The sequence below is a fragment of the Pseudomonas sp. SWI44 genome (assembly GCF_002947915.1).
In the GTDB taxonomy this organism is placed as follows: domain Bacteria; phylum Pseudomonadota; class Gammaproteobacteria; order Pseudomonadales; family Pseudomonadaceae; genus Aquipseudomonas; species Aquipseudomonas taiwanensis.
In genome coordinates this window covers 1,073,300-1,100,068 of record NZ_CP026674.1, presented here as the reverse complement: position 1 = coordinate 1,100,068, position 26,769 = coordinate 1,073,300, and the positions used below count along the sequence as shown (strand labels likewise).

Here is a 26,769-nt window from a genome sequence, read left to right as displayed (position 1 = left end):
TTTGCCCCTATTGGACGGCATCGCCACCTCGCCAGTCTCAACGATTGCGCTCTTCCTCCCGTAGCGTCAGTACCTCGACGCCGTTTTCAGTCACCGCCACGGTATGCTCCCACTGCGCCGACAGCGTGTGGTCGCGGGTAATCACTGTCCAGCCATCGCGCAGCGTTCGTGTTCCCCGCCCGCCCTGGTTGATCATCGGCTCGATGGTGAACACCATCCCCGGTTGCAACTTCATGCCCATGCCGCGTTGGCCGTAGTGCAGCACTTCGGGCGCCTCATGCATCTGCTTGCCGATACCATGCCCGCAATACTCGCGCACCACGCTGTAGCCCGCCGCCTCGGCGTGGGCCTGGATGGCGTGACCGACATCGCCCAGGGTGGCCCCGGGGCGTACCTGCCCGATGCCTTTCCACAATGCCTCATAGGTGGTGTCGACCAGGCGGCGGGCCTCGTCGCTTATGGCCCCGATGCTGTACATCTTCGATGAATCAGCGATGTAGCCACCCTGTTCGAGGGTGATATCGACATTAATGATCGAGCCTTCCTGGAGCACCTCCTCCGCCTTGGGCATGCCATGACACACCACATGGTCCACCGAGGTGTTGAGCGAGTAGGGGAAGCCGTACTGGCCTTTGCTGGCCGGGCGTGCCTTGAGGGTCTGGGTGATGAAGGCCTCGGCACGGTCGTTGATCTGCATCGTGGTAATGCCGGGGCGAATAAAACAGTCGAGGTCGGCGAACACCTGCGCCAACAGTTGGCCTGCGTTGCGCATCAGGTCGAGTTGGGCGGGCGTCTTGAGGATCACCTTGGACATGGGACAGGAAGCGGCTCTTGATGAAAAGTGCCCCAGCATAGCGCTGCGGGGCTTGATCACGCCACCGCGTGGTGCGCTGCCTGGCCGATACCGGCAGGCGCCGGCTTGCCGGCGATGGTGCCGGTCCAGCTGGCCCAAAACTTGCTCAGCCACTGCCTAGAGGGCCATCAACGTCGATGCCCCCCGACATTCCACGACAAAGGCGCCGTGTTGCCCCCCGCTTGCCAAGCAAGCTCGGGGCAGCCGGCGCCTTTTTCGTTTCTGCCTACAGGAGACTACCCATGACCCGCAGCGAAGTACGCAGTGTCTGCCCGTATTGCGGCGTCGGCTGCGGCATTGTGTTGAGCGTGGCCAATGGCAAGGTCGGCAAGGTCAGTGGCGACAAGCTGCACCCCAGCAATTTCGGTCGTCTGTGCACCAAGGGCCTCACCGCCCATGTGCCGCTGAACGCTGCCGGGCGTATGGAGGAGGCCTTCGTGCGCCAGCAGCGCAACCAGGAGCCAGCCCGCACCCCTCTGGACCTCGCCATCGAACAAGCAGCCGGGCGTTTGCGTGGCATCATCGACCAGCACGGCGCCGATGCCGTGGCACTGTACGTCTCTGGGCAAATGTCGCTGGAAGCCCAGTACCTGGCCAATAAATTGGCCAAGGGTTTCATCCGCACCCGCCATATCGAATCAAACTCGCGCCTGTGCATGGCCAGCGCCGGCAGCGGCTACAAGCTTTCGCTCGGCGCCGATGGCCCGCCCGGCAGTTACCAGGATTTCGAGCATGCCGAAGTGTTCCTGGTGATCGGCGCGAACATGGCCGACTGCCACCCGATTCTGTTCCTGCGCCTGCTTGACCGCGTCAAGGCCGGGGCCAAGCTGATCGTGGTCGACCCACGCCGCACGGCCACTGCCGACAAGGCCGACCTGTTCCTGCAAGTGCGTCCCGGCAGCGACATGGCGCTGCTCAATGGCCTGCTGCATCTGCTGCACCGCAATGGTCATACCGACCCGGATTTCATCGCCCGCCATACCGAGGGTTGGGACGAAATGCCCGATTTCCTCGAGGACTACAGCCCCGAGCGCGTTGCCGCCATCACCGGATTGGCGCAAGCCGATATTCGTCAGGCCGCCGAGTGGATCGGCTCGGCCGGGGAATGGATGAGTTGCTGGACCATGGGCCTGAACCAGAGTGTCCACGGCACCTGGCACAGCAATGCCCTGTGCAATCTGCACCTGGCCACTGGCGCCATCTGTCGTCCAGGCAGCGGGCCGTTCTCCTTGACCGGGCAGCCCAATGCCATGGGGGGCCGCGAGATGGGCTACATGGGGCCGGGCCTGCCGGGGCAGCGCTCGGCACTGGTGGACGCGGATCGGGCCTTTGTCGAGCACCAGTGGGGCCTGGCCCCAGGCAGCCTGCGCAGCGAAGGTGCAGAGGGCACGGTGGCATTGTTCGAGCAGATGAAGGCTGGCGAGGTGAAAGCCTGCTGGATCATCTGCAGTAACCCCGTGGCCAGTGTCGCCAATCGCCAGCAAGTCATCGAGGGCCTGCGCCAGGCTGAACTGGTCATCAGCCAGGATGCCTTTCTCGACACCGAGACCAACCGCTACGCCGACATTCTCCTGCCTGCCGCGCTCTGGGCCGAAGGCGAGGGTGTGATGATCAACAGCGAGCGCAACCTTACCCTCATGCCTCGCGCTGTCGAGCCGCCGGGGCAGAGCTTGCCCGACTGGCAACTCATCGCCCGGGTGGCCTGCGCCATGGGGTATGCCCATGCCTTCGACTACCGCGACGCCGAGTCGGTATACGAGGAGATCCGCCAGTTCTGGAACCCCACCACAGGCTACGACCTGCGGGGTATCGGCTACCCCGAACTGCGCCATAGCCCCCGCCAGTGGCCCTGCGCGCCAGGCGACGAGGGCGATCGCAGCCCAGTGCGCTACCTCAATGACGGTCGCAGCCAGCACCTGGTGAGCGACGCCGAAGGCCTGCGCCCCGCACTGGCTTTTCCTACCCCCAGCGGCAAGGCGCGTTTCTTCGCCAGGCCGTGGCTGCCGGCACCAGAGCTGCCGGATGCCGATTATCCCCTGGTGCTCAACACCGGGCGCGTGCAGCACCAGTGGCACACGCTGACCAAGACCGGCAAGGTGCCGGCGCTGAACAAGCTGGAGCCCGGCCCCTTCGTCGAGCTGCATCCGGAAGATGCCGAGCGCCTGGGCATTCGCGACAAGGACCCAGTGGCGATCCGCTCGCGCCGTGGCCAGGCCGTGTTGCCCGCACGGGTCAGTGACCGGGTCATGCCTGGCAATTGTTTCGCGCCATTCCACTGGAACGATGTGTTCGGCGAGCACTTGGCAATCAATGCCGTGACCTGTGATGCGGTCGACCCCCTGTCGCTGCAGCCGGCCTTCAAGCATTGCGCGGTGGCCCTGGAGCGGGTCGCCGGTGAACGCATCGACGCCCTCGACCTGGGCGCCGCCACCCGCACTTCGGAGCCCGCCACCATGCCGACCGCCACGCTGTCCCGTCTGCTTGGCCTGGATGCGCTGCCTGCCCCGGTTCTGGCCGACGATGAGCGCCACTACTTGCAAGGTTTCCTGCTCGGCCTGGACCAGGCGCGCATTGAAGGGGTGCCGTGCCTGCCAGCCAACGCGCCGCTGGCGGCGGCCCAACGTCTGTTCGTCGATGGGCTGCTGGCGGGGCTTTACGCCCAGTCGGCGCCTGCGCAGGTCGATGTCCCCCGGCACCAAGTGCTGTGGGCATCGCAGACCGGCAATGGTGAAGCCCTGGCCGAGCGTTGCGCTGGGCACTTGCGCAGCGCCGGCCTGGCGGTGCAGTTGAACTGCATGGAGGCGGTCACCCCACGGCAGTTGCAGGGCGCTGCGAGCGTTGTGCTGATTGCCAGCACGTTCGGCGACGGTGATGCGCCCGATACCGGTACTGCGTTCTGGAATGCGTTGCAAGGCGAAGAGGGGGGGCATTGCGCCGATCTGCCCTATGCCGTGCTGGCCCTTGGAGACTCGAGCTACGACCAGTTCTGCGGGTTTGGCCGCAAGCTCGATCAGCGCCTTGCCGAGCTGGGCGGCCGACGCCTGTTGCCGCGTGTCGACTGCGAGCCGGATTTCGACGAAACCTTCGCCAACTGGCTCCAAGCCCTGCTGCCCGAGCTCGGGCCTGCCACCACGCTCGAACCAGCCAGGGAAGCCCTGCCGGCGCCGCTCTACAGCAAGCAACGACCATGGTCGGCGACCCTACTCGAAAACCGCGTGCTCAATGCCCCAGGAGCCAGCAAGGAAACCCGTCAGCTGGTATTCGACCTCGCTGGCAGTGGCTTCACCTATGAGGCCGGTGATGCCCTTGGGGTGTGGCCACGCAACTGCCCGGCATTGGTCGAAGAGCTCTTGGCGTTGATGCACCTCGATGGCCAGGCGTTGGTCGAACTCAACGGGAAGCCAGCCATGCCCTTGGTTGAGGCCCTGGCGCAGCACCTGGAGATCGCGCGGGTCACGCCGCAGCAGTTGCAGGTATTCGGTCGCCACCAGCCGGCCTTGCAGCGTCTGTTGCAACCGGAGCACAAGGCCGAATTGCAGGAGTGGCTGTGGGGCCGGCAGTTGGCCGATGTGCTGCGCGAGTATCCTCAGGACTTACCGCTGGCCAGCTGGCTTGAGTTGCTCAAACCACTGCAACCGCGCCTGTATTCGATCAGCTCGAGCCCGTCCGCTCACCCCGATCAGGTGCACCTGACCGTCTCGACCGTACGCTATGGTCAGCGCAAGGGCGTTTGCTCGGCTTTTCTCGCCGACCGCGCGGACACCTTGAAGGTGGCGATTTTCCCGCAGGTATCGAAGCACTTTCGCCTGCCGGAGGACGACAACGCGCCTGTGATCATGGTCGGCCCCGGTACCGGCATCGCACCGTTCCGGGCGTTTCTGGAAGAGCGTGAGGCTCGCGGTGCCTGTGGCGAAAACTGGCTGTTCTTCGGCGAGCAGTACGCCGCCAGTGATTTCTATTACAAGGAGCAACTGCTGGCCTGGGTGGCAGCCGGGCATCTGCGTCTGGAGACCGCGTTCTCCCGCGACCAGGCCGAAAAGATCTACGTGCAACAGCGTCTGCGTGAGCAAGGCGCGCAGGTGTGGCGCTGGCTTGAATCAGGGGCGTACTTCTATGTGTGTGGCGATGCCCAGCGTATGGCCAAGGATGTGGACGGCGCCCTGCGCGAGGTCGTGGCGGTGCATGGCCAGATGAGCAACGAGGCGGCGGAGGCTTACGTTGAAGCGTTGAGCAAGGCCAAGCGCTACCGGCGAGATGTGTATTGATTGCACTGGGATGGTGAGGGATGCACTTCGGTGGTGCGGTTTTCAATGCCTTATCGCCGGCAAGCCGGCGCCTGCGAAGACCGCACCGAACCTGTGGGCGCCGGCTTGACGGCGATGAATCCAGCGCAGTCACCCCATCGGCAGTGGTCCAGCAGCATTTGGCACACTCCCTGCTACATCCGTTTCACAACATGCCCCACTGATCAACGGCGATCAATCAGGGGCCCACCGTGATGAGTACAGGCAAAGGCGCCTGGAGCTTCGGCTCCAGGCGCTTTTTTTTTGATCGAGGATCGGCTATGAACGCAACAGCGAACGGCGGGCAACGAGAGCGAGTGGTGATTGTCGGCAACGGCATGGTCGGCCATCACTGCGTCGAGCAACTGATCGAACGTGGCGCCCTGGCGCGCTTCGAGGTGCGGGTGTTCGGCGAAGAGCGCCAGCGTGCATACGACCGTGTGCACCTGTCCGAGTACTTCGGCGGCAGCTGTGCCGAAACCCTGGCCCTGTGCGAACACGGGTTCTACGGCGACAACGGTGTGCACCTGCATCTGGGCGAGGCGGTGCTGCAGATCGACCGCGAACGCTGCGAAGTGGTCACCGCCGAAGGCCGTTACGGCTACGACCACCTGGTCCTGGCCACGGGCTCGTATCCCTTCGTGCCACCGATCGAAGGTTCCAGCGGCAATGCTCGACTGGTCTATCGCACCCTCGACGACCTGGACGCCATTCGAGCCGCCGCCAGCGGTGCCCGTCGTGGCGTGGTGGTGGGGGGCGGCCTGCTTGGCCTGGAAGCGGCCAATGCACTCAAGTCACTGGGCCTGGAAGCCCATGTTGTCGAGTTCGCCCCACGGTTGATGCCGGTGCAACTGGACGGCGAGGGCGGTGCTGCGCTCAAGGCACGGATCGAAGCGTTGGGCGTGGGCGTGCACCTGTCCCGTGCCACCCAGTCGATCAGCGCCGGCGAGGCTTATCGCTACCGGATGAACTTCGATGGTGGGGAACACCTGGAAACCGACCTGATCGTATTTTCTGCTGGTATCCGCCCGCAAGATGCCCTGGGGCGGGCCTGTGGCCTCGAGATCGCCCCACGCGGTGGGGTAGTGATCGACAGCCACTGCCGCACCAGCGACCCGCGCATCTTCGCCATCGGCGAGTGCGCTTCGTGGAATGGCAGCATCTTCGGTCTGGTTGCCCCCGGTTACAGCATGGCCCGTAATCTGGCGGCGCTGCTCACCGGTGAGGCGGCCGCCGAGTTCGGCGGTGCCGATATGTCGACCAAGCTCAAGCTGCTGGGGGTCGATGTCGGCTCCATCGGCGATGCCCACGGCGCCACCCCAGGGTCGCGCAGCTACCGCTTCATCGACGAGGCCACCGCCGCCTACCGCCGTCTGGTGGTCGATGCCAGTGGCAAGCGCGTGCTCGGCGCGGTGCTGGTTGGCGACAACAGTTACTACGACACCCTGTTGCAATACGCCCAGAACGGCATTGCCCTGCCAGCGGACCCCGCGGGCTTGATCCTGCCGCAAAGTGCCGGCGCCCCAGCGCTTGGGGCCGACGCCTTGCCTGACAGCGCGACGATCTGTTCCTGCCACAATGTCAGCAAGGGCGCGGTCTGCGCAGCCATCGACAGCGGCTGTAGCGACCTGGCTGCCCTCAAGGGTTGCACCAAGGCTGCGACCGGTTGTGGCGGCTGCGCGGCCCTGCTCAAGCAGGTCTTCGAGCATGAGTTGACTGCCCGTGGCGTCACCGTCGACAAGCGTCTGTGCGAGCACTTCGCCTACACCCGCCAGGAGCTTTACGGTCTGGTCCGCGTCGAAGGTATCCGCACCTTCAATGAGTTGCTCGAACGCCATGGCAAGGGCCATGTCGGCTGCGACATCTGCAAGCCGACGGTGGGCTCGATTCTCGCTTCCTGCTGGAACCAGCCGATCATGGACCCGGCCCTGGTGCCGCTGCAGGACACCAACGACACCTTCATGGCCAACATGCAGAAGAACGGCACCTACTCGGTGGTACCGCGCATCCCGGGCGGCGAGATCACCCCCGACAAGCTGATCGTGATTGGCCAGGTGGCGAAGAAATACGACCTCTACACCAAGATCACCGGCGGCCAGCGTATCGACCTGTTCGGTGCCCAGTTGCACGAACTGCCGCTGATCTGGGGCGAGCTGATCGACGCCGGCTTCGAGACCGGCCATGCCTACGGCAAGTCGACCCGTACGGTGAAGTCGTGCGTCGGCAGCACCTGGTGCCGGTATGGCGTGCAGGACAGTGTGGGCATGGCGCTGCGCCTGGAAGACCGCTACAAAGGCCTGCGATCGCCGCACAAGCTCAAGTTCGCAGTGTCCGGCTGCACCCGCGAATGCGCCGAAGCGCAGAGCAAGGACATCGGCGTGATCGCCACCGACAAGGGCTGGAACCTATACATCTGCGGCAACGGCGGCATGCGACCACGCCATGCCGAGCTGTTCGCCACCGACCTCGACGACGAGACATTGGTGCGCCTGATCGACCGCGTGCTGATGTTCTACATTCGGACCGCCGACAAGTTGCAGCGCACTTCGGTGTGGCGCGAAAGTCTGGAAGGCGGCCTGGACTACCTCAAGCAGGTGATTCTCGACGACAGCCTGGGGCTGGCCGCCGAGCTGGAGGCGCAGATGCAGCATGTGGTCGACCAGTATGAGTGCGAATGGGCCAACGCCCTGAACGACCCCGAAAAGCTCAAGCGCTTCCGTACCTTCGTCAACGACCAGCGGCCCGACCCGGACGTGCATTTCGTTCGTGAACGCGATCAGCGCCGGCCTGCCGCACCGTTGCATCTGATCCCCACCGCCGAGGAGGCTGTCTGATGAACCTGTCCAATGCTGCTGTCGCCAAGCAACCGAACTGGCAAACGGTCTGCCAGGCCAATGACCTGGTCGCCGATTCCGGCGTTGTGGTGTGGTTCGACGGAGCCCAGGTGGCGCTGTTCTATCTGCCAGGCCAGGCACAGACGTTGTACGCTGTGGACAACCGCGACCCACGTTCCGGGGCCAACATCATCGGCCGCGGACTGGTGGGTAGCCTGCAGGGGGAGTTGGTGGTGGCGGCACCGTTGTACAAGCAGCATTTCAGCTTGAAAAGCGGTAGATGCCTGGAAGACGACGACCAGCGGTTGCGGGTATGGCCGGTACGCTTGAACGGTGAGGCGGTGGAGTTGGCGGTGGCCTGACGGTCGATTGCTGGCTGCGCTGGGGCGTTCGCGGGTTATCTACGTTCGTCAATGCGGTAAGCTTGCCGCATGAACCTCGATACCCGCATCAAGTACCGCCACCTGCTGTGTTTCCTGGAGATTGCCCGTCAAGGCAGCCTGGCTAGGGCTGCCGACATTCTGGCCATCAGTCAGCCGGCGATCTCCAAAACCCTCAAGGAGCTCGAAGACCTGCTTGAAACGCGGTTGTTCGAACGTAGCCGCCAGGGCGTCGAACTGACACCGGCCGGCGCACGCTTCATGCGTTACGCAGGCCCCAGCGTGCAGGCGTTGCGCGATGGGGTTAGCAGCCTTCGCGGTGAGGCGCGGGCACCTTCGCAGGTGCGTATCGGCGTCTTGTCCACGGTCGAAGGGCTGTTGATGCCCGAAGTGCTGTGCCGGTTGCATCAGCGGCACGAGGCGCTGGTGATCAGCGTGGTTACCGGGGTCAGCGCGCAATTGCTGGGGCAATTGCACCTGGGCGAGCTGGAACTGGTGGTCGGACGCATGACCGACAGCCCGCAGATCCAGGGCTTGTCGTTCGAGCATCTGTACAGCGAGTCGATGAGCCTGGTGGTGCGGCCCGGCCATCCGCTATTGGCTACAGCCCCGCTGGAGCGCTCGCAGGTCGGGCGTTATCCCTTGGTGTTGCCGCCGGCAGGCACGACCATCCGCCAGCACGCCGACAGCCTGTTCGTGCAATGCGGCATCCAGATGCCGGCCCAGCGCCTGGAAGCCCTGTCGCTGGCGCTGAGTCGGCGTTATCTGCTGGGTAGCGATGCGGTCTGGGTGGCACCGCGCGATGCGGTATTGCTTGACCTGCGCCGTGGCGAACTGGTCGAACTCGACCTGGGCGTGCGCGAGCCGGGCGGCTCGGTGGGCATCTGCCGTAATGCCGCCTTGCCGCAGAGCCTGCCGGGGCAGTGGGTATGCGAGGTGTTGCGAGAGGTGGCGGGGCAGTATCGGGAGGGTGAGTATCCCTGAGGCTTGCCGGGAGGTATTGAGCGTCATTGAGATCGAGCGCCGCCGGGGCGGCGCATCGCGAGCAACGCTCGCTCCTACGGTTATCCGGATGCACCAAACCCTCTTACAGATCCGATGACGAGCACTCTCGGAATCCCTGGAAACATATCGCCATAAAAATCCGGCAGAACCGGTGCAACGGGTCAATACTGGCCATTTACCGCACCCCCATGATGAAGATGTTTTTAATCACTGAACTTCCAAGGCCAAACCCGCTCTTATGCCGGTAGCCATTGGTCATGGCCGCCTGCTAAGCTCGCGGCTTTACCCTGATTGCCCTCATGGCGCATGAACAAGGAAATAGCATGAAACAGCATCGTCTGGCGGCTGCGGTTGCCCTGGTAGGCCTGGTACTGGCTGGCTGCGACCAGCAGGCCAGCACGCCCGAGCTGAAGACTCCGGCACAAAAAGCCTCCTACGGTATCGGCCTGAACATGGGCAAGAGCCTGGCTCAGGAAGGCATGGAAGACCTTGATTCGAAAGCCGTTGCCCTCGGCATCGAAGACGCCGTCGGCAAGAAAGAGCAGCGCATCAAGGACGAAGAGCTGGTAGAAGCCTTCACCGCGCTGCAGAAGCGCGCCGAAGAGCGCCTGGCCAAGGCCAGTGAAGAAGCTGCCTCCGCTGGCAAGAAATTCCTCGAAGAGAACGGCAAGAAGCCAGGCGTAATCACCACCGCTTCCGGCCTGCAGTACGAAGTGGTCAAGAAAGCCGATGGCCCGCAGCCCAAGCCGACCGATGTGGTTACTGTCCACTACGAAGGCAAGCTGATCGACGGCAAGGTGTTCGACAGCTCCGTCGAGCGTGGCAGCCCCATCGATCTGCCGGTCAGCGGCGTGATCCCAGGTTGGGTCGAAGGCTTGCAGCTGATGCACGTCGGCGAGAAGTACAAGCTGTTCATCCCGGCTGAGCTGGCTTACGGCGCTCAGAGCCCGAGCCCGCTGATCCCGGCCAACTCGGTGCTGGTGTTCGACCTCGAACTGCTCGGCATCAAGGACCAGAACCAGCCGCAAGGCGAGGCTCCGGAAGCTCCGGCTGAAGAGCCTGCCAAGTAAGAGCCTTCGCGCTACGAACAACGCCCCGTCCTGACGGGGCGTTTTCGTTTGAGTGGGGGCGAACCTCGTGCCGGGTGAACGGTCCGAGCAAAGGCGAGGGAACGAAGTGGGATGCGTCTGACGCAAATCGTTTGCGGATCTGAAACGACTGTGTAAAAAACGCCCGATCTGAGTGCCGCCCTTGCCTCATGGGCACCTGACGTCGGAAACTTCGCCCTGTTCACAAGGTTATCCACAATAAATGTGGATAACCCATTCGCTGTTGGAGGCTCCATGAGCGCACCTTGGAATTTCGCCCGTTTCCTGCCCCTGGCCGAGCGCCTGCTCAGCCGTGGCCGGTTACCTGCGCTGCTGTTCGCCGTGGCCCGGAAGGGGCCGCGCCTGGGGCAATTGCGTGAGGACGTCAAACTCTTGCAGTCGCTGTGCCTGGCCTGGTGGCGCGGCGAGTATCGCGCTATCAGTCCCAGGGCTTTGGTCACGGTGGTGGCGGGGCTGCTGTACTTCGTCAGCCCTATCGATGCCATTCCGGACTGGCTGCTGGGCGTGGGTTTTCTCGACGACATCGCCGTGCTGGGCTGGGTGCTCAAGACCGTGGCCGATGAGCTGGCACGCTTCAAGGCCTGGCGTGACAGCCAGTCACCCGAGCGCCTGAGGGTGCTCGAACGCTTGCCAGATACCCCGCAAGCGCTGCGCCTAGAACGGAATAAGCACTGAAATCAACCTGATCTGCACAGACTCCCAAGCTTGGTAATATAATTGGCATAAGGATTATGCCTACGGATTACATGCCGTAATCCTACGTGAGGGGGTTGTAATGGGTATTCAGGTTATCAGCCGGGACGGTCAGCCCGAGTACGCAGTCGTTCCATGGGAGCAGTATCAGGCGCTGCTCAAGGCCGCCGGGCAGGCGCCAGCGGTCGCCAGCGTCGCAGCCAGCGAGGACGACAAACCGAGCGCCAGGCTGCCGGATTTCAGTGAGGTTGCCCAGTTGCGCCAGGCCAAGGGCCTGGCACCTGAGCAGTTGGCCCGTAATGTCGGCGTCAGTCCGGCGTATCTGGCCATGATCGAGTCGGGAGAGCGCCAGCCAGACGCTGCGATTCGCCGCGCTCTGGCCTGGCATCTGGGGGTGGCCGGCTGGAGCGAGCCATCATGAGTCAGGTCAGGATCAGCCGCCAGAATTGGGATCACCTGCTGAGCGAGCTTGACCTGGCCCGACGACAGCGCCACTTGCTCACCTACCGCGCCCTGATCGAGCGCCTGCAATTGCCCAGCCCGGCCATGCAGACACTGACCGCCGCGCTCGAGTACCTGGCCGTGCTGGATGCTCGCGCCGAGCAGCCGCTGCGCAGCTCGCTGGTGATCAGCCAGGGCGCCAGCCGACTGCCGCGTACCGGGTTCTTCGAATGCGTCGAGCGCCTGGGGCGGTTTTCCGGACCGGTAGATGGGATGGAGGCAGCCTCCTGGCATGCCTCGGAGGTGGTTCGGGTGTTCGAGTACGCTTACCCCGAAGAGGCGTGAGGTATCGGTACTGGCGCTATCGTCGGTACCGACATCACACTGCGATGAATCTGGCCGCAGGGTTTGCCATCCCCATCGAGCACCGCCAGTGTTTCAAGGTGGGCATGGCGGCGGAACGCATCGAGCATCTGCCCAACCGTCGCATTCAGGCTCACGCTGGGGCGTTCGCTCGGGCGCGTGTGCAAGGGCACCGGCAGGTTGTCCTTCATCCCAAACTCCAGCGGTCTCCCCAACAGATACCCCTGCACCAGGTCCACCCCCATCTCCATCAACACCGCCAGCTCTTCGGCCAGTTCTATACCCTCGGCGATCACCTGCGCCTTCGAGGCGCGGGCGATTTGCAGAATCGAACCGACGAATTCGCGCTTTAGCGGGTCGCAGTGGATACCGTCGATGAAATGGCGGTCGATCTTGACGTAGTCCGGGCGCAGTTCCGACCACAACCGCAGGCTCGAATAACCGGCCCCGAGGTCGTCCAGGGCAATGGAAAAGCCCATGTCGCGGTAATGGTGCAGTGCATTGAACAGCAGCTGGAAGTCATCGGTGGGCGTTTGCTCGGTCAACTCGATCACGACCCGGCTGGGCGACAGCCCCAGCTGTTCCAGCAGCTTGAGGGTACGGCCGGACGGGTAGTGCGGTTCAAGCAGTGACTCCGGCGAGATGTTCAGGAACAACTTGCCTTCAAGGTTCTGCTCGCTGAAGCGGCGGCAGGCGCTTTCCCGGCAGGTGGCTTCCAACTCGGTCAGGCGGCCTGCCTGGCGGGCGATGGTGAACAGGTTAAGGGGCGAATGCAGCGGGCTGTTGGACGGGCCGCGGCTCAAGGCCTCGTGACCGAAAATGCGTCCATCGTTGGGGCTGATGATCGGCTGGAACAGGCTGTGAATACTGCGATGAGCCAGGATGGCGCTCAAGGCACTGAGCTGTTCGGCGACGGTCATGAAAAGTTCCTGAAAAGATTAAGGTCAGGCGTTGACGCGCCAGACTCTGTCATTTCACGACAGGACGATGTCCGTTTGATGACAGGGTGCGTCAATCTGCTATCAATGCAGAGCGCTGATCTGATTGGGTGATATTGAAATGCCATTGATTACTGTGATCCAATCCTCCGAATATTCATGTGTTACTTCATTTTTCGTTCAGGGACGAACGTGACCAGGCTACTTGCCTGCCAGTCGGCCCGAGCTCGTGAATCACTCAGGAGACTGGTTTGTCGCTTTCATCCTTTTCCCCTCGTCCGCCGCACCTGCGAGCTACCGTCCTGGCTGTGTCCGTTGTTTTAGGGATGAGCGGCTGTGCCAGCATCGAAGAGTTCTCCCATCGCCAAAGCCGGACGGTCAACTGCCTGGTCGGCGGTACGGTCGGTGCCCTGGCAGGTGCGGCTGCTGGCGCCCTGACCAACAAGGGGGATGGCGCGATTATTGGTGGGGCACTGGTAGGTGCCGCTGCCGGCTGCGGCGCCGCACTGGCCTACAAGGACCGTATCGATCGTCTACGCAAGCTGGCGGAGGAAGAACAGCTCACGCTTGAAGTGGAACCCCTCAACACGCCAGCGAGTAACCCCAAGGCGGCTCCACAGGAGGCCGGCTTCGTCGCCCAAGTGCAGGACCAGGGCATGTTCGCGGTGGGTAGTGCGCAACTGAGTGCCGACGGTGAACGGCAGGTGCGTAAGCTGGCGAGCGCTTTCACTGGGCAACGAGAAACCGCGATTCTGGTAGTTGGCCATACCGACGCCAGCGGCAGTGCCAGCTTCAATCAACAGCTATCCGAGCGACGGGCCCGGGCAGTAGCGAGCATCCTCGCCGAACAGGGGATTGCACCCCAGCGCATGTATTTCCAGGGCGCCGGTGCCTCCCGACCGGTGGCGGATAATAGTGACCCGCTGCAGCGTGGTAAGAACCGCCGCGTCGAGTTCGTCGAAGTCAACGACACTGCGACCTTGGTTAAACGCATCAATGCCGAGCAGAACAACCCCAAGTATCTTGCCCATGGCACTGCCACGGTAGCCAAGGCCCATGTCGCGCCACCCGCTGCCAAGCGGGCTGCCGCCGTGAAGCCCCGCACAGAGGATGCGGGCAAGTCTGCCAGCGTTGCCAGCGCTGCACCCGCCACGTCCAAGATTGCGCCACATAAAGGCGTTGTGGTCGATTTTGGAGGTCAGGCCGTCTCTGATACCCAGTGGACGCTTGGACAGACCATCACCCCGAAATCAGGTGGTTTCGCGATTATTTCCCCTGCCTATGCCAGCAGCATTCCGGTCAGCAGCTGCGAGGCCGACCAGCCGCGGGAAAGTGGCAAGGTGTTCAATTTTGCCAGCGGTCAATCGCTCGACACTCACCCGACTACCGATTACCTGCCTGGTTACAACAACCGTGTTTGGGCCCAGACGGTCAACGGCCATCTGGTCACCATCTCTCCTGTATCGATCCTACGCGTCGACGCAGCCGTAGATCGGCAGCCGTTCATTCAGGTGGTTACGGACTACAACCAGGGCAATCGCAAGGCGCTGATCAAGGCCGATGCAGTGGCCAACACTTATGAAGGCGAGGACCGGGTGTTGTACAGGGTATTCCTCAAAGACCCGCAAGCACCGGTCTCTTGCATGGACGTCGTGTTCAGCAAGGGGAGTGCGCAAGCCACCGACGGCGCGTTGTTCTATCCGTTGCGCAATGGTGAAACCTATACCGCCCGGTTCGTACCGGTTCGCACCTGAGACAAGGAACCCACATGCAAGAAATGAGTTTCAACGCCTTGATGGCCCTGGCGTGGGCCAACAAGCTGATCAGCGCCGGCGTGTTGTCGGCATTGCTGACCGTCATCCTGATCAAGGTCTACTGGGAACAGGTTGCTTACTTCGCAATGCGTGTCTGGCACGGCCTGCCGTTTATTGGCACTGTCGCGCGCCTGGCCCGGGCCAGCACTACGGCCGACAACCGCAAGTGGCTGCTCAGTGAAACTACGCTGTGCAATGACTACTACGACTACTACCAGGAGGTTGGCGACAAGAACGCCGAGTACTACAACAAGTGCGAGGCGTATTTGGACGCTATAGGCGAAAGCGATCGTCGTGAGCGTCCACTATGGGTGTTGGTGCTGATTTTCCTGTTGATTCTGTTCGAGGCCGTGGGTTTTGCCTACGTGCTAGTACCGTTCATTAACCAGAACTTGTCCAGCAATGACCAGACTTACCTGGGCTGGATGGCCGCCTTCCTGCTGTCGATCATCTCTGCTGGGTTCGCCGAGGCTGCTGGCCGAGCCATTCACCACAATAGTCTGGTGAACAAGGCCCGGCACTGGTGGGAAAGCGATCCTGATCGGGGCAGTCAAGCCCTCAAGCAGCTGCCTGGCATACGTATCAAGGACACATACAGCGACCTAAATGCGAAGGACTACAATCGCATTCTTGCTCGCCTTAACACTAACCATACAGTCACTCCCAAGCGTGGCTGGATAATTGGCTGTGCTTTGGTGGTCGTGATCATGGCCTGTGCGGCGTTCGGCATTCGTGCCTATCAGCTCAAGAGCATTGAGACCGAAATGGTCGGCAACCCCGATGTTTTCGCTCAACAGAGTTTCGAGAGCAACGCCAGCCCGTTCGAGCTACCCGATGAGTCGGCCAGCCTCAACCAGCAGGCAAGCGACAGCACTTTGACAGACAAGATGGACGCGATCCGCAGTGCCTCGCTGATCACCTTCGTGGTGCTTTCGGTGATCTATGTCGCCATCCAGGCAGTCAGTGTGTGGCTCGCTTCGATCTTCGGTTTTGCCGGCGTCGAGTCGAAGAAGGCCTGGGAGTATTCCCATTCCTTCAACAACGCCGCGGAACTGGAACGTTGGATGGAGAACCAGCGCATCAAGATCAGCGCCCATGCCGATCACAAGTTGCGCAAGCTGCAGATGAAACTGTCGCGCCGACCTACTACCGACCCGGATGTCGCTGTTGCCATCAACGGTGCGCAACACCGCGATTTCAATGCCTACGTGCGGCGTATGCAGGAGGACAACATCACCCATCGGACGGTGGCCAGTGAGGCTCCGGTCGTCGCTGTAGCTGCACCTTCGGTGGCGGCTGAACATGCGCCTCAGCCGGAAGCTGCAGGGACTTCCCTCGATGCGCTGCGCAGTAAGGACCTGACGGCCTACACCGAAGAACAGTTGCGTATGGTATGCCAGAGTAAAGGCTACGATGTGGCCGCTGTGCTCGCGTTGCGCGCCGAACAGAAACTACTGAAAGATTTCGAAGGCGTGTAAATGAACTTCAAGACCTTGTGCGCCTTGCTGCTTTGCTTGCCTTCCATTGCGCAGGCAATTGAGCGCAACGATGTTCCTGATTGCTACGGCTACGCAAAGATCGACTCGTTTCGCCAGAAGGGATCCGGTCGTGAGCTGACAGTGATCATCGATCAGACCATTCCAATGCCTGAAGGCATCCAGAAGGCGGCTTGGGCGCAGATCAATCGGTTTGTCGGCCCTGGCGACAAGTTGCGACTCTACAGTTTCTCGGCTTTCGTGCCAGGGCAATACATGCAGCTGCGTTTTGCCGGTGAGCTGAACAAGCCTCTGGCGGGAAAGGTACGTGACGAAGTTGGCATGCAGTCCCTGCGTACGTTCGACAAGTGTGTTGCACAGCAACAGACATTCATGCAAAAGAAATTTGGTCAGGTGTTCGTGCAGACCTTGCGTGAGGCGACCGAAGATATCCCCCGCAGCGAGATTTTCCACTCGCTGCGTGAAATCGGTCATGACCTGGCGACCCGGCCGTCCGAGGAGCGTGTGATCCTGCTGCTGTCAGACATGCTGGAAAACAGTGACTTCGGCAGTTTCTACGCCAACAGCCGGATCCGCGATCTTGACCCGTCTGCTGAGTTGAAGCGGGTTGCCGAGCGGCACCTGTTCGCCGACTTGCAAGGCGCAAGGGTCTATGTCGCGGGTGCTGGACTGGTGACCAAAGGCGTCAAGCACAGTTACCGTTCAGGCAAGACCATGGAGCAGTTACAGCGTTTCTGGAGCGGTTATTTCGAAGGTTCAAATGCCTCCCTGGCGGCATTCGGCACACCCAGCCTGAATGTGGATTTGCAGTAGTCGGGTTGAGCAATGAAAAAGGGGGCCGAACATGAAGATGTTCGGCCCCCTTTTTCATTGCGGCCATGGGGTAGTAGGCATCACTCAGTGCTTGGCCACCGCCGAGCTCAGGCTCAGGTAGTCGAGCAGGATGCGACCGGTTTCGGACAGGTAGGCGTCATCTTCCGGCTTGGTGTTCTCCTCCTCGGCCGGCAGGGCGTCTTCATCCTCTTTCTTCAGCTCCTTGAGCGGTTCCTCACCCTTGGCCTTGCGGCGGATGTTCTCCAGCGCCAGTTGCTTGCCCTCGATCTCGTCGTGGCGGGCACGGCGTGTCTGCTCATTGAGGCTGACGGTTTTCTCGTTCATCAGCTTCTGGGTCAGCGCCAGGCGGTCACGGATATAGGTGAACTCCGCATCCTTGGCGCTGCGTGCTTCATGCTGCGCCTTGAGCTGGGACAGGAACGGCTTGAACGGGTCGGCAGCAGGCCTGACCACCGGACGGATGGTGTCCCACGGCATAGCCTCGGGCAGGGCGCTCTCGCCAATTTCCTTGGTGTCGATGATCGACGGGTAGTCGATGTCCGGCAGCACGCCCTGGTGCTGGGTGCTCTGCCCGGAAACCCGGTAGAACTTGGCCAGGGTCAGCTTGAGCTCGCCATGGTTGAGCGGCTGGATGGTCTGTACGGTGCCTTTGCCGAAGGTCTGGCCGCCGATGATCAGCGCACGGTGGTAGTCCTGCATGGCGCCGGCGAAAATCTCCGAGGCCGAGGCCGACAGCCGGTTGACCAGCAGCGCCAGCGGGCCTTTGTAGAAAGCACCTGGGTTCTCGTCCTCGAGCACATCGACGCGGCCGTCACTGTTACGCACCAGCACGGTCGGGCCTTTCTCGATGAACAGGCTGGTCAGCTCGGTGGCTTCCTGCAACGAGCCACCGCCGTTGTTGCGCAGGTCGATGACCACGCCGTCGACTTTCTCTTTCTGCAGTTCGGTGAGCAGTTTCTTCACGTCGCGCGTGGTGCTCTTGTACTCGGGGTCGCCTGCGCGGTAGGCCTTGAAGTCCAGGTAGAACGCTGGGATCTCGATGATGCCCAGTTTGTACTCACGACCGTCCTGCTTGAGCTTGAGCACCGACTTCTTCGCCGCCTGCTCCTCGAGCTTGACCGCCTCGCGGGTGATCGAAACGATCTTGCTGGTCTGGTCGTTAGGCGCGTTGCTGGCCGGGATGATCTCCAGGCGCACCACCGAGCCTTTCGGGCCACGGATCAGCTTGACCACTTCGTCCAGGCGCCAGCCGACCACGTCGACCATTTCCTTGTTGCCCTGTGCTACGCCGATGATCTTGTCGGCCGGGGCCACCTGCTTGGTCTTGGCCGCGGGGCCAGCCGGTACCAAGCGCACGATCTTGACCTGGTCGTTGTCGCTTTGCAGCACCGCACCGATGCCTTCGAGCGACAGGCTCATGTTGATGTCGAAGTTCTCCGCGTTGTCCGGCGACAGGTAGTTGGTATGCGGGTCGTAGGACTGGGCGAACGTATTGATGTAGGCCTGGAAGATATCTTCGGCACGGGTCTGATCCAGACGCGCCAACTGGTTCTTGTAACGCTTGGTCAAGGTTTCCTGGATCTGCTTGGGATCCTTGCCGGCGATTTTCTGGCGCAGCACTTCGTCTTTCACGCGCTTGCGCCACAGGTCATCGAGCTCGGCCTGGTTCTTCAGCCACGGTGCATCCTTGCGATCGACCAGCAAGGATTCGTTGGCAGTGAAGTCCATCTTGTCGACACCTTTGGCCAGTTCGGCCAGGGCGAAGTCCAGACGCTGTTTCACGCGGTCCAGGTAACGCTTGTAGATGGTGAAGCCTGGGTCGAGGTTGCCGCTCTTGAGGAAATCGTCGAATTGCGTTTTCCATTTGTCGAATTCGGCAATATCGGCCGCGGTGAAGTAGCTGCGCGCAGGGTCCAGCAGCTTGATGTAGCTGTCATAGATGATGACCGAGCGGGCATCATCCAGTGGCGGTTTGCTGTAATGGTGCCGCTTGAGCAGCTCCACCACGTTGAGGCTGGCGACGATTTCGTCGCGGTCCGGCTGCAGGCTGTCCCACTTGTTGGCGGCCGCCGCATTGCCGCCGAGCGTAAGGCTACCCAGGCCAATCATCAGGGCCAGGGCGGTGCTTGGAAGGAAATGCTTCATGCTGATTCGACGTGGAGGCAATTGATCACGCATAGTAGGCCGTCTTTTCCGTTCGCCGGTTCCATCAGAGCCGGACGCATACTGCAAAAAGCCTGGGAAATGCTTGCCCAGGCTCAGTCATATGATTCAACTATGGAGGCACTGTGAAGGCATTGCAAGGCGTTGACGGACATGTGGCCTGGGTCGAGGCGCAGCGCCCGACCTGTGACGCCGGTCAGGTACGTATTCGCGTGGCCGCTGCGGGGCTGAATCGAGCCGATTTGCTGCAAATGAAAGGTCTTTACCCGCCACCGCCAGGCGCCAGCCCCTACATGGGCCTGGAGTGCTCGGGTGTGATCGAGGAAGTGGGTGCCGGCGCCGACTGGCGCATCGGTGACCGGGTCTGCGCGCTGTTGGCCAGTGGTGCGATGGCCGAGGAAGTGGTGGTCGATGCCCGCCATGTGCTGCCGGTACCCGAGGGCCTGAGCCTGCATGAGGCGGCGGCCCTACCCGAGGTGTACGCCACGGCCTGGCTGAACATCTTCCAGCTCGGTGCGGCCAAGGCCGGTGAGAAGGTGCTGGTGCACGCCGGGGCCAGTGGTGTGGGTTCGGCGGCAATCCAGTTGGGCAAGGCGTTCGGCAACCCTGTCTGGGTCAGCGTTGGCTCCCAGGACCGCCTGGCCTATTGCCAGGCGCTGGGCGCTGCAGGTGGCGTCGTGCGCAACGCGAACCTGGAAGACCTGGAAGGCTTCGGGCCGTTCGATGTGATCCTCGACCCGGTGGGCGCCAGCTATGGGGAGTTGAACCAGAAGCTGCTGGCCCGCGATGGTCGATGGGTGATCATTGGCCTGATGGGCGGGCGCAAGGTCGAGTTCGACCTGGCATTGGTGCTGGGCAAGCGTCTGCAGATCACCGGTTCCACGCTGCGTAACCGGGACGATGGCTTCAAGGCCGAGCTGCTGCGTGAGCTGCAACAGCAGGTGTGGCCGCTGTTTGCCGAAAAACGGTTGTCGCCGCAACTGGTCGACACCTACCCCGTGGAGTTTGCCCAGGCGGCCTATGCCGAGCTTGAGAGCAACCAGGTATCGGGCAAGCTGGTCATGGTGATCGACCCAAGCCTGGCCTAAGCAGGCTCTGCCCTTTCGCGGGTAAGCCCGCTCCCACAGGATAAACTGCGGTCCCTCTGGGAGCGGGTTCCACCGCGAGGAAGCTGGTACAGCTCACCTGGCGCTTCAGGCCCAGCTCAGTACCGGCCAGCCATTGGTCTGGGCATGCTCCCGCAATACCGAGTCCGGGTTCACCACGTGCGGGTAGTCCACCTTCAGCAGCAGCGGCAAATCGTTGCGCGAGTCTGAATAGAACGTCGCTCCTTCAAGATTCTCCTGCTCCTGGTCCAGCCACTCCAGCAGCCGCGTGATCTTGCCCTCGCGGTAGGTCAGCACCCCATGGGTCTTGCCGGTATACACCCCGTTCACCGCCTCCAGTTCGATCGCCAGGTATTCGTCTACCCCCAGCCGCGCCGCAATCGGCCCGACCAGATGGGTGCCCGAGGCGGAGATGATGAGAATACGGTCGCCACGCTTGCGGTGCTCGGCAATGCAGCGGCACGCATCGCCGAAGATGATCGGCTCAATCACGTCCTCGACCCAAGGCTCGACCAGGTGCTCGACCTCTTCCAGGGTGCGTCCGGCAATCGGCTCCAGGCTGAAGGCCATGTAGTCCTCCATCGCCAGGTGGCCTTTGCCGTAAGCCTCCATCAGTTCATGGTCGCGCTTGAGGAACGACGTGCCGTCGACCCAGCCGAGGCGGGCCATCTGCTCGCTCCATAGCGACGCACAGTCGCCGTGGATGAGGGTTTCGTCCAGATCGAAAATTGCCAATGCCATAGCGGTAATCTCCTAGGCCACTTCGCGCAGCGCCGTGGGGTCGATCGACAGCGAAACACGCTGGCCGTCGGCATGCAGATCCGCCGACGAACGATTGAGCACGTCCACCACCAGCTCCACATCGCGTACCTGGACCCGGTAGCGGATTACATTGCCGAGCAGGCTGTGGCTGCGTACCTCGCCGTCCAGATCGCCATCTGTGCCCAGGGTGATGGACTCCGGACGGATCGCCAGGCGGCTGTTCACCGGGCGCTGCAGCAGGCGGCTGGCGCTGTCGGCGTCCAGCAGGTTGTAATTGCCAATGAAGCCGGCGGCGAACAGGTCCACCGGCGCGGTGTAGAGGGTCTCGGCATCGCCGCTCTGGACGATGCGCCCCTGGTTCATCAGGAAGATGCGGTCAGACATCGTCAACGCTTCCTCCTGGTCGTGAGTGACGAAAATCGTCGTCAGCCCCAGTTCACGCTGGATGGCGCGGATCTGCTCGCGCAGGTGCTTGCGGATGCGCGCATCGAGCGCCGACAGCGGTTCGTCCAGCAGCAACAGGCGCGGCCGGGTCACCAGCGAGCGGGCCAGGGCCACACGCTGGCACTGACCACCGGAAAGCTGGTGCGGGTAGCGCCCGGCGAAACTGCCCAGCTCCACCAGCTCCAGGGCTTCGCGCACCCGAGCCTGGCTTTCTTCGGCGCGGACCTTCTGGATACGCAGGCCGAAGGCGACATTCTGCTCCACGGTCATGTTGGGGAACAACGCATAGCTCTGGAACACCATGCCGATCCCGCGCTTCTGCGGGCTCAAGGGCACCAGGTCCTGGCCATCGAGCAGGATCTTGCCGCTGTCCACCGGGGTCAGCCCGGCAATGCAGCGCAGCAGGGTGGACTTACCGCATCCGGACGGACCGAGCAGGGTGACGAACTCACCACGTTCGATCTGGCAGTCGATGTCGTGGAACACCGGGCTGCCGGCGTAGCTTTTGTGCAGTTTCTGTACGCTGACGAAGCTCATGTCAGGTTTTGTCCTTGTTCAGTCGGTTGGCGACCCAAGTCAGTACCAGCACGAAGGCGAAGTACGAGATCACCAGCGCGCTGTTGAAATGGCCGCTGCTGTTGCGCATGTTGTTCAGGTATACCTGCAAGGTCTCGTAGCGCGTGCCCACCAGCAGGTTGGCGAACACGAATTCGCCGAACAGGAACGAAAACGACAGCAGCAGCGCCACCATCAGGCCTTTGCGCAGGTTCGGCAGTACTACCAGGAACGCCGCCTGCCAGGTACTGGCACCCAGCAGTTGCGCGGCGTCCATCAGGTCGCGCAGGTTGATGGCCTGCAGGTTGTTGGTGATGGCCCGGTACATGAAGGGCAGGGCGATGGTGAAGTAGCAACCGATCAGGATCCACGGCGTGCCGACCATCGCCATCGGCCCGCTGCCATACAGCTGCAGCAGCCCCACCGAAGACACCACCGGCGGCACCGCGAACGGCAGCAGGATGAGGATGTTCATCAGCGCGTCGAGCTTGGGGAAGTGGTAATGCACCACGAACAGCAGCGGCAGGATCAGCACCACCGACAGCACCAGCGCACCGATGCACACCAGCAGCGACTGGCCGAAGGCGGCCAGGAAACGCGGTTCGCTCCACAGCGCCACGTACCACTTCAAGGTCAGGCCACTGGGCAGCAGGCTGGCCGACCAGCTGGTGGCCAGCGAGTAGAGCAGGGTGCCGGCCAGCGGCAGCAGCAGGATGAGAAACAGCAGGTACACCACGACGCGGTGGTAGAGGCTGCCGCGGGCAGATTCAGCGCGCATGGTAGCTCCTTTTCAGCAGCCATTGATGGACCACGGTCACAAGGGTCATCAGCCCCACCAGCACCATCGCCAGGGCACTGGCCAGGTTCGGGTCGAGGGTGATGTCACCGGCCACCAGCGCCGCGATGCGGATCGGCAGCACGTTGAAGTTGCCGGTGGTCAGGGCATAGACCGTGGCGTAGGCGCCCAGGGCGTTGGCCAGCAGAATGACGAAGGTGCCCAGCAGTGCCGGGGTCAGCACTGGCAGGCCGATGTGTCGCCAGTACTGCCAGGGGCTGGCGCCGAGCAACGCGGCCGATTCGCGCCAGTCCTCGCGCAGGGCGTCGAAGGCGGGGTAGAGCAGCAATACGCCCAGCGGGATCTGGAAGTAGGTGTACACTAGGATCAGGCCGCTCTTGGAATAGATGCTGAAGTCCTCGAGCAACCCGACCTGCTTGAGCAGCAGTGTCAGCGCACCGTTGAAGCCGAGCAGGATGATGAAGGCGAAGGCCAGGGGTACCCCGGCGAAGTTGCTGGTCATGTTGGCGAACGCGCTGACGAAGTCGCGCAGGCGCGAGTCCACCTGGCGCAGCGAGTAGGCACCGAGTGTAGCGACAACGATGCCGAACAGGCTCGACCAGAAGCTGATTTCCAGGCTGCGCTGCAATGCTTGCAGGTAGAACTTCGACGCGAACACTTTGCTGAAATTCTCCAGCCCCCAGCCGGCTTCCGATTGCACGCTGTTGAGGGCGACCCAGCCCAGCGGGGCGATCTGGAACACGATGAAGAACACGGCGAACGGCAGTAGGCAGAGCAGGGCCAGGTAACGGCCGCGATGGCTGGCATTCACTTGAGAAGCTCCCGGCACACGGGTTTGTCGTGGGGGGCACCCAACAGTTCGCAGAGGGTTCCGCACAGCTCGGTCTGCAGCGGCTTGGCCGCCGGGTCGAGGCTGAAGGCTTCGCCGAAGACGAACAGCGGCACTTCGCGTTCCTCGGCCAGCAGGCCATTGTGCGAGCGGTCGTTGTTCATGCCGTGGTCGGCGGTGACCACGACCTGGTAGCCCTCTTCGAGCCAGCGTGGCAAGTAGTCGGCGAGCAGGATATCGGCCGAGCGGGCAGCGTTACGGTACTGGCTGCTGTCCAGGCCATGGCGGTGGCCGGCGTCGTCGATGTTCATCGGGTGCACCAGCAGGAAGTTGGGCGCATGGCGGCGGCGCAGGTACTCGGCGTCGGCCAGCAGGTGCGAGTCAGGGTAATGGTCGGCCCAGTAGAACAGGCCGTGCTGGATCGGCAGCTTCGGCGCATGGGTGTGGCGGTCGCGCAGCGGGTCGAACGGCGAACGGTTGTACAGCTCGCTTATCCAGTGGTAGGCCGCCGCCGCCGTGCCCAGTCCCGCCTCGCGGGCATAGTGGAACACACTGCGCTGGTTGGACAGCCGGTTGACATTGTTGTGCACGATGCCGCTCTCGATGGGCGGAACACCGGTGAGGATGCACTCGTACAACGGCCGCGACAGCGAGGGCAACTCGCATTCCACGCGGTACAGCGCGGCGCGGTCGGCTTCGACGTAGGCATGCAGGTGACCCATGGCATGGTAGGCCACCTGATGGTTGAGGCCGTCGAGCAAGACCAGTATGACGTTGTGGTTCATTCAACACTCCAGGCAAGGGACCGGGGAGGACCATGCCCTCCGATCGCCGCTCCCACAGGCTTCCCGTCGTCCGCTGGGGCGACGCAACGACCTGTGGGCGCGGCCGTGCGTCGCGACGGGCCGCATAGCGGCCCCAGACAGCGAGTGCCTCACTCCATCTCGATGATCACTTGTTCCTGCCACATCTGCGGCAGTTTCTTCGAAGTCGCCTCCCAGGCCTCGGCGTTCTTGATTGGCTGGGCCGCCTTGTACTGCTCGTTCGGCAGCAACTTGGCCTGCACATCTTCCGGCAGCTTCAGGTGCTCGGCACGGATCGGCCGTGCATGGCCCTTGGCCAGGTTGATCTGCCCGGCATCGCTGAAGATGTATTCACGCGCCAGCTTGGCGGCGTTGGGGTGCTTGGCGTACTTGTTGATGATCGTGGTGTAGCCGGAAATCACCGAGCCATCGGACGGGATCAGCACTTCGAAACGCTTGGGGTCGATCTGCTCGCGGTAGCTCAGACCATTGAAGTCCCATACCACGCCCACTTCCACCTCGCCCTTCTCCAGGGTCTGGATGGTCGGGTTGGCCAGCGACAGGCGTTTCTGCTGGGCCAGCTTGGTGAACAGTTGCAGGCCTGGGGCCAGATTGCTCTCGTCGCCTTTGTAGGCAATCGCCGCAGCCAGCACGCCGTTGGCCGCTTGGGCCGCGGTACCGACATCGCCGATGGCGACCTTGTACTTGCCTTTTTCCAGGTCATGCCAGGAGGTTGGGCGTTCGCCTTCCTTCACCAGGTCCTTGTTGATGATGAACGCGATGGTGCCGGTATAGGCCAGGGCCCAGTGGCCGTCCTTGTCCTTGGCCCACTCCGGTACCTGGTCCCAGGTGCTTGGTTTGTAGGGTTGGGTTACGCCCTTGGTGGCGGCGATGGGGCCGAAGGCGGCCCCGACGTCACCAATGTCGGCGCTGGCGTTGTCCTTTTCGGCTTCGAACTTGGCGATTTCCTGGGCCGAGCTCATGTCGGTGTCGCTGTGCTTGAGACCGTACTTGCTGGCCAGGTCTTCCCAGGTGCCTTTCCAGTTGGCCCAGGCATCGGGCATGCCCACGCTGTTGACGGTGCCTTCCTTGCGGGCGGCCTCTTCCAGGGCCTTGAGGTCCGCGGCCATGGCCGAGGTGCAAAACGCGATGGCCGAACCGAGCAGTGACGCCATGAAGAACTTTTTCATCCGAAGCTCCTTGGGTGAGTGCTTAAGCGATCGTTGTTATGAGTGAAACCTGTGCTTGAGGACCGTTGGTCTAGGTCAGCAAACCTTGAGCCAAGGTAGGCTGCTTGCGTGACAGTTTGATGTTGGGGAAGGCCGGTTTGGGCTGGCGTGGCTTCCTGGAACTACAGCGTAGACCAGATGGCGGCCCTGAATTTGCTGGCTTGGCCCGGATCTGGCAACGCGCTGTCAAAGCCTTTGTCACAGGATGTTCATCAGCCCTGCCTAGGCTTGCACTATTCTCCAGATGCCCTGTTATGGGGCTGGACTAGTCCAGATAGGTAACCATTTGATGCAGTCGACGCCACCGCGTGCGGTAACAGCCATCTGTCACGCCCTGCAGGAGCAGATCGAGCACGGCCTGCTGGCGCCGGGTGGCAAGCTGCCGGCGGAACGCAAGCTCAGCGAGGTGTTTGCCACCACCCGCATCACCCTGCGCGAGGCCTTGGTGCAGCTCGAAGCCCAGGGGCTGATCTACCGGGAAGAGCGGCGCGGCTGGTTCGTCGCCCCGGAACGACTGACCTACGACCTGATCGAACGCAGCCACTTCCACGCCATGGTGCGGGAGCAGGGCAGAGAGCCGCGAACCGAGTTGTTGTCGGCACGCTTGCAGCCCGCATCGGCCGCCATCTGCGCCCGCTTGCGCTTGCCAGCGTTGTCCAGTGTGGTGCGCATCTGCCGTTTGCGGCGCATCGATGGGCGTGCGGTGCTGTATGCCGAGCATTACCTCAACCCCAAGTACTTCCCCGATATCCTCGAGCAGGACCTGGCCCAGTCGCTCACTGAAATCTACGGGCGGGTATACGGGATCCGCTATGGGCAGGTCTGCTTCGAGATCTTGCCAACGGCCTTGCCAGTGGATGCGGCCAGCGCGCTGAAAGTGTCCGCGGGCAGCCCGGGGCTGCACATCACCCGGGTCAACAGTGACCAGCATGGGCACCTGATCGACTGTGACCTGGAGTATTGGCGCCACGATGCGATTCGCATTCGGGCGCAGGCGGGGTAGGCGGTGGCCCTTTCGCGGGTTTACCCGCGAACAGGC

The 26,769-nt window shown here is 62.5% G+C and carries 22 protein-coding genes; 13 read left to right on the top strand and 9 right to left on the bottom strand.

What is annotated here, in order from left to right:
- Positions 1 to 37: 37 nt before the first annotated feature.
- A complete protein-coding gene (gene map, locus C4Q26_RS05375; protein WP_104882077.1) occupies positions 38 to 814 on the bottom strand; it encodes a type I methionyl aminopeptidase in 777 nt (258 codons plus the stop codon).
- A gap of 281 nt (positions 815 to 1,095) precedes the next feature.
- On the opposite strand from map, the gene C4Q26_RS05370 reads away from it, so the two are divergent.
- From C4Q26_RS05370 to C4Q26_RS05335, 8 genes are all read left to right on the top strand, one after another.
- Positions 1,096 to 5,118: a bifunctional nitrate reductase/sulfite reductase flavoprotein subunit alpha gene (locus tag C4Q26_RS05370; RefSeq protein ID WP_104882864.1), complete on the top strand. Its 4,023-nt coding sequence runs from the start codon at positions 1,096 to 1,098 to the stop codon at positions 5,116 to 5,118.
- 299 nt (positions 5,119 to 5,417) lie between these two features.
- Entirely contained in the window at positions 5,418 to 7,970 is a 2,553-nt protein-coding gene (nirB, locus tag C4Q26_RS05365) for a nitrite reductase large subunit NirB (RefSeq protein WP_023379205.1), read from the top strand.
- Entirely contained in the window at positions 7,970 to 8,332 is a 363-nt protein-coding gene (gene nirD, locus C4Q26_RS05360) for a nitrite reductase small subunit NirD (protein WP_104882863.1), read from the top strand. The genes nirB and nirD overlap by 1 nt, the downstream gene beginning before the upstream one ends.
- A gap of 69 nt (positions 8,333 to 8,401) precedes the next feature.
- Positions 8,402 to 9,334, top strand: a complete 933-nt coding sequence (pcaQ, locus tag C4Q26_RS05355; RefSeq protein ID WP_104882075.1) for a pca operon transcription factor PcaQ — start codon at positions 8,402 to 8,404, stop codon at positions 9,332 to 9,334.
- A gap of 344 nt (positions 9,335 to 9,678) precedes the next feature.
- Positions 9,679 to 10,425 (top strand): FKBP-type peptidyl-prolyl cis-trans isomerase, encoded by a 747-nt coding sequence (locus C4Q26_RS05350; RefSeq protein ID WP_023379209.1) that lies wholly within the window; start codon positions 9,679 to 9,681, stop codon positions 10,423 to 10,425.
- 273 nt (positions 10,426 to 10,698) lie between these two features.
- Complete coding sequence (locus tag C4Q26_RS05345) at positions 10,699 to 11,139, top strand: YkvA family protein (RefSeq protein WP_023379210.1); 441 nt, start codon at positions 10,699 to 10,701, stop codon at positions 11,137 to 11,139.
- Positions 11,140 to 11,239: 100 nt separating this feature from the next.
- Positions 11,240 to 11,578, top strand: coding sequence for a helix-turn-helix transcriptional regulator (locus tag C4Q26_RS05340; protein WP_023379211.1), 339 nt, complete (start codon positions 11,240 to 11,242; stop codon positions 11,576 to 11,578).
- Entirely contained in the window at positions 11,575 to 11,943 is a 369-nt protein-coding gene (locus C4Q26_RS05335) for a hypothetical protein (protein WP_023379212.1), read from the top strand. The genes C4Q26_RS05340 and C4Q26_RS05335 overlap by 4 nt, the downstream gene beginning before the upstream one ends.
- On the opposite strand, the gene C4Q26_RS05330 is transcribed toward C4Q26_RS05335, so the two are convergent.
- Positions 11,925 to 12,881, bottom strand: a complete 957-nt coding sequence (locus C4Q26_RS05330; RefSeq protein WP_027906888.1) for an EAL domain-containing protein — start codon at positions 12,879 to 12,881, stop codon at positions 11,925 to 11,927. The two genes, C4Q26_RS05335 and C4Q26_RS05330, sit on opposite strands and share 19 nt — an antisense overlap.
- 269 nt (positions 12,882 to 13,150) lie before the next feature.
- Between C4Q26_RS05330 and C4Q26_RS05325 the strand changes: the two genes are divergently transcribed.
- The 3 genes from C4Q26_RS05325 to C4Q26_RS05315 are packed head-to-tail and all read left to right on the top strand — an operon-like array spanning position 13,151 to position 17,022.
- Positions 13,151 to 14,653, top strand: a complete 1,503-nt coding sequence (locus C4Q26_RS05325) for an OmpA family protein (protein ID WP_256583382.1) — start codon at positions 13,151 to 13,153, stop codon at positions 14,651 to 14,653.
- A gap of 14 nt (positions 14,654 to 14,667) precedes the next feature.
- Positions 14,668 to 16,191, top strand: a complete 1,524-nt coding sequence (locus C4Q26_RS05320) for a hypothetical protein (RefSeq protein WP_023379215.1) — start codon at positions 14,668 to 14,670, stop codon at positions 16,189 to 16,191.
- Positions 16,192 to 16,206: 15 nt separating this feature from the next.
- On the top strand, positions 16,207 to 17,022 hold the full coding sequence (locus C4Q26_RS05315) for a hypothetical protein (RefSeq protein ID WP_256583381.1): 816 nt from the start codon (positions 16,207 to 16,209) through the stop codon (positions 17,020 to 17,022).
- A gap of 84 nt (positions 17,023 to 17,106) precedes the next feature.
- On the opposite strand, the gene C4Q26_RS05310 is transcribed toward C4Q26_RS05315, so the two are convergent.
- Entirely contained in the window at positions 17,107 to 19,188 is a 2,082-nt protein-coding gene (locus tag C4Q26_RS05310) for a carboxy terminal-processing peptidase (RefSeq protein ID WP_023379217.1), read from the bottom strand.
- A 143-nt stretch (positions 19,189 to 19,331) separates the two neighbouring features.
- Between C4Q26_RS05310 and C4Q26_RS05305 the strand changes: the two genes are divergently transcribed.
- Positions 19,332 to 20,294: an NAD(P)H-quinone oxidoreductase gene (locus C4Q26_RS05305; protein WP_023379218.1), complete on the top strand. Its 963-nt coding sequence runs from the start codon at positions 19,332 to 19,334 to the stop codon at positions 20,292 to 20,294.
- Positions 20,295 to 20,399: 105 nt separating this feature from the next.
- On the opposite strand, the gene C4Q26_RS05300 is transcribed toward C4Q26_RS05305, so the two are convergent.
- The 6 genes from C4Q26_RS05300 to C4Q26_RS05275 all read right to left on the bottom strand — a co-directional run bounded on the left by C4Q26_RS05300 (position 20,400) and on the right by C4Q26_RS05275 (position 25,691).
- A complete protein-coding gene (locus tag C4Q26_RS05300; protein WP_023379219.1) occupies positions 20,400 to 21,053 on the bottom strand; it encodes an HAD family phosphatase in 654 nt (217 codons plus the stop codon).
- A gap of 12 nt (positions 21,054 to 21,065) precedes the next feature.
- On the bottom strand, positions 21,066 to 22,055 hold the full coding sequence (locus C4Q26_RS05295) for an ABC transporter ATP-binding protein (protein ID WP_023379220.1): 990 nt from the start codon (positions 22,053 to 22,055) through the stop codon (positions 21,066 to 21,068).
- A 1-nt stretch (position 22,056) separates the two neighbouring features.
- The gene (locus tag C4Q26_RS05290; protein ID WP_023379222.1) at positions 22,057 to 22,851 is read right to left on the bottom strand and encodes an ABC transporter permease; all 795 of its coding nucleotides are present in this window, start codon (positions 22,849 to 22,851) and stop codon (positions 22,057 to 22,059) included.
- Complete coding sequence (locus C4Q26_RS05285) at positions 22,841 to 23,680, bottom strand: ABC transporter permease subunit (protein WP_023379223.1); 840 nt, start codon at positions 23,678 to 23,680, stop codon at positions 22,841 to 22,843. The genes C4Q26_RS05290 and C4Q26_RS05285 overlap by 11 nt, the downstream gene beginning before the upstream one ends.
- Complete coding sequence (locus C4Q26_RS05280) at positions 23,677 to 24,483, bottom strand: alkaline phosphatase family protein (RefSeq protein WP_023379224.1); 807 nt, start codon at positions 24,481 to 24,483, stop codon at positions 23,677 to 23,679. The genes C4Q26_RS05285 and C4Q26_RS05280 overlap by 4 nt, the downstream gene beginning before the upstream one ends.
- 149 nt (positions 24,484 to 24,632) lie before the next feature.
- On the bottom strand, positions 24,633 to 25,691 hold the full coding sequence (locus C4Q26_RS05275; RefSeq protein WP_027906884.1) for an ABC transporter substrate-binding protein: 1,059 nt from the start codon (positions 25,689 to 25,691) through the stop codon (positions 24,633 to 24,635).
- Between the two features lie 328 nt (positions 25,692 to 26,019).
- On the opposite strand from C4Q26_RS05275, the gene phnR reads away from it, so the two are divergent.
- Positions 26,020 to 26,733, top strand: coding sequence for a phosphonate utilization transcriptional regulator PhnR (gene phnR, locus C4Q26_RS05270; protein ID WP_023379226.1), 714 nt, complete (start codon positions 26,020 to 26,022; stop codon positions 26,731 to 26,733).
- The last annotated feature ends 36 nt before the right edge of the window (positions 26,734 to 26,769 follow it).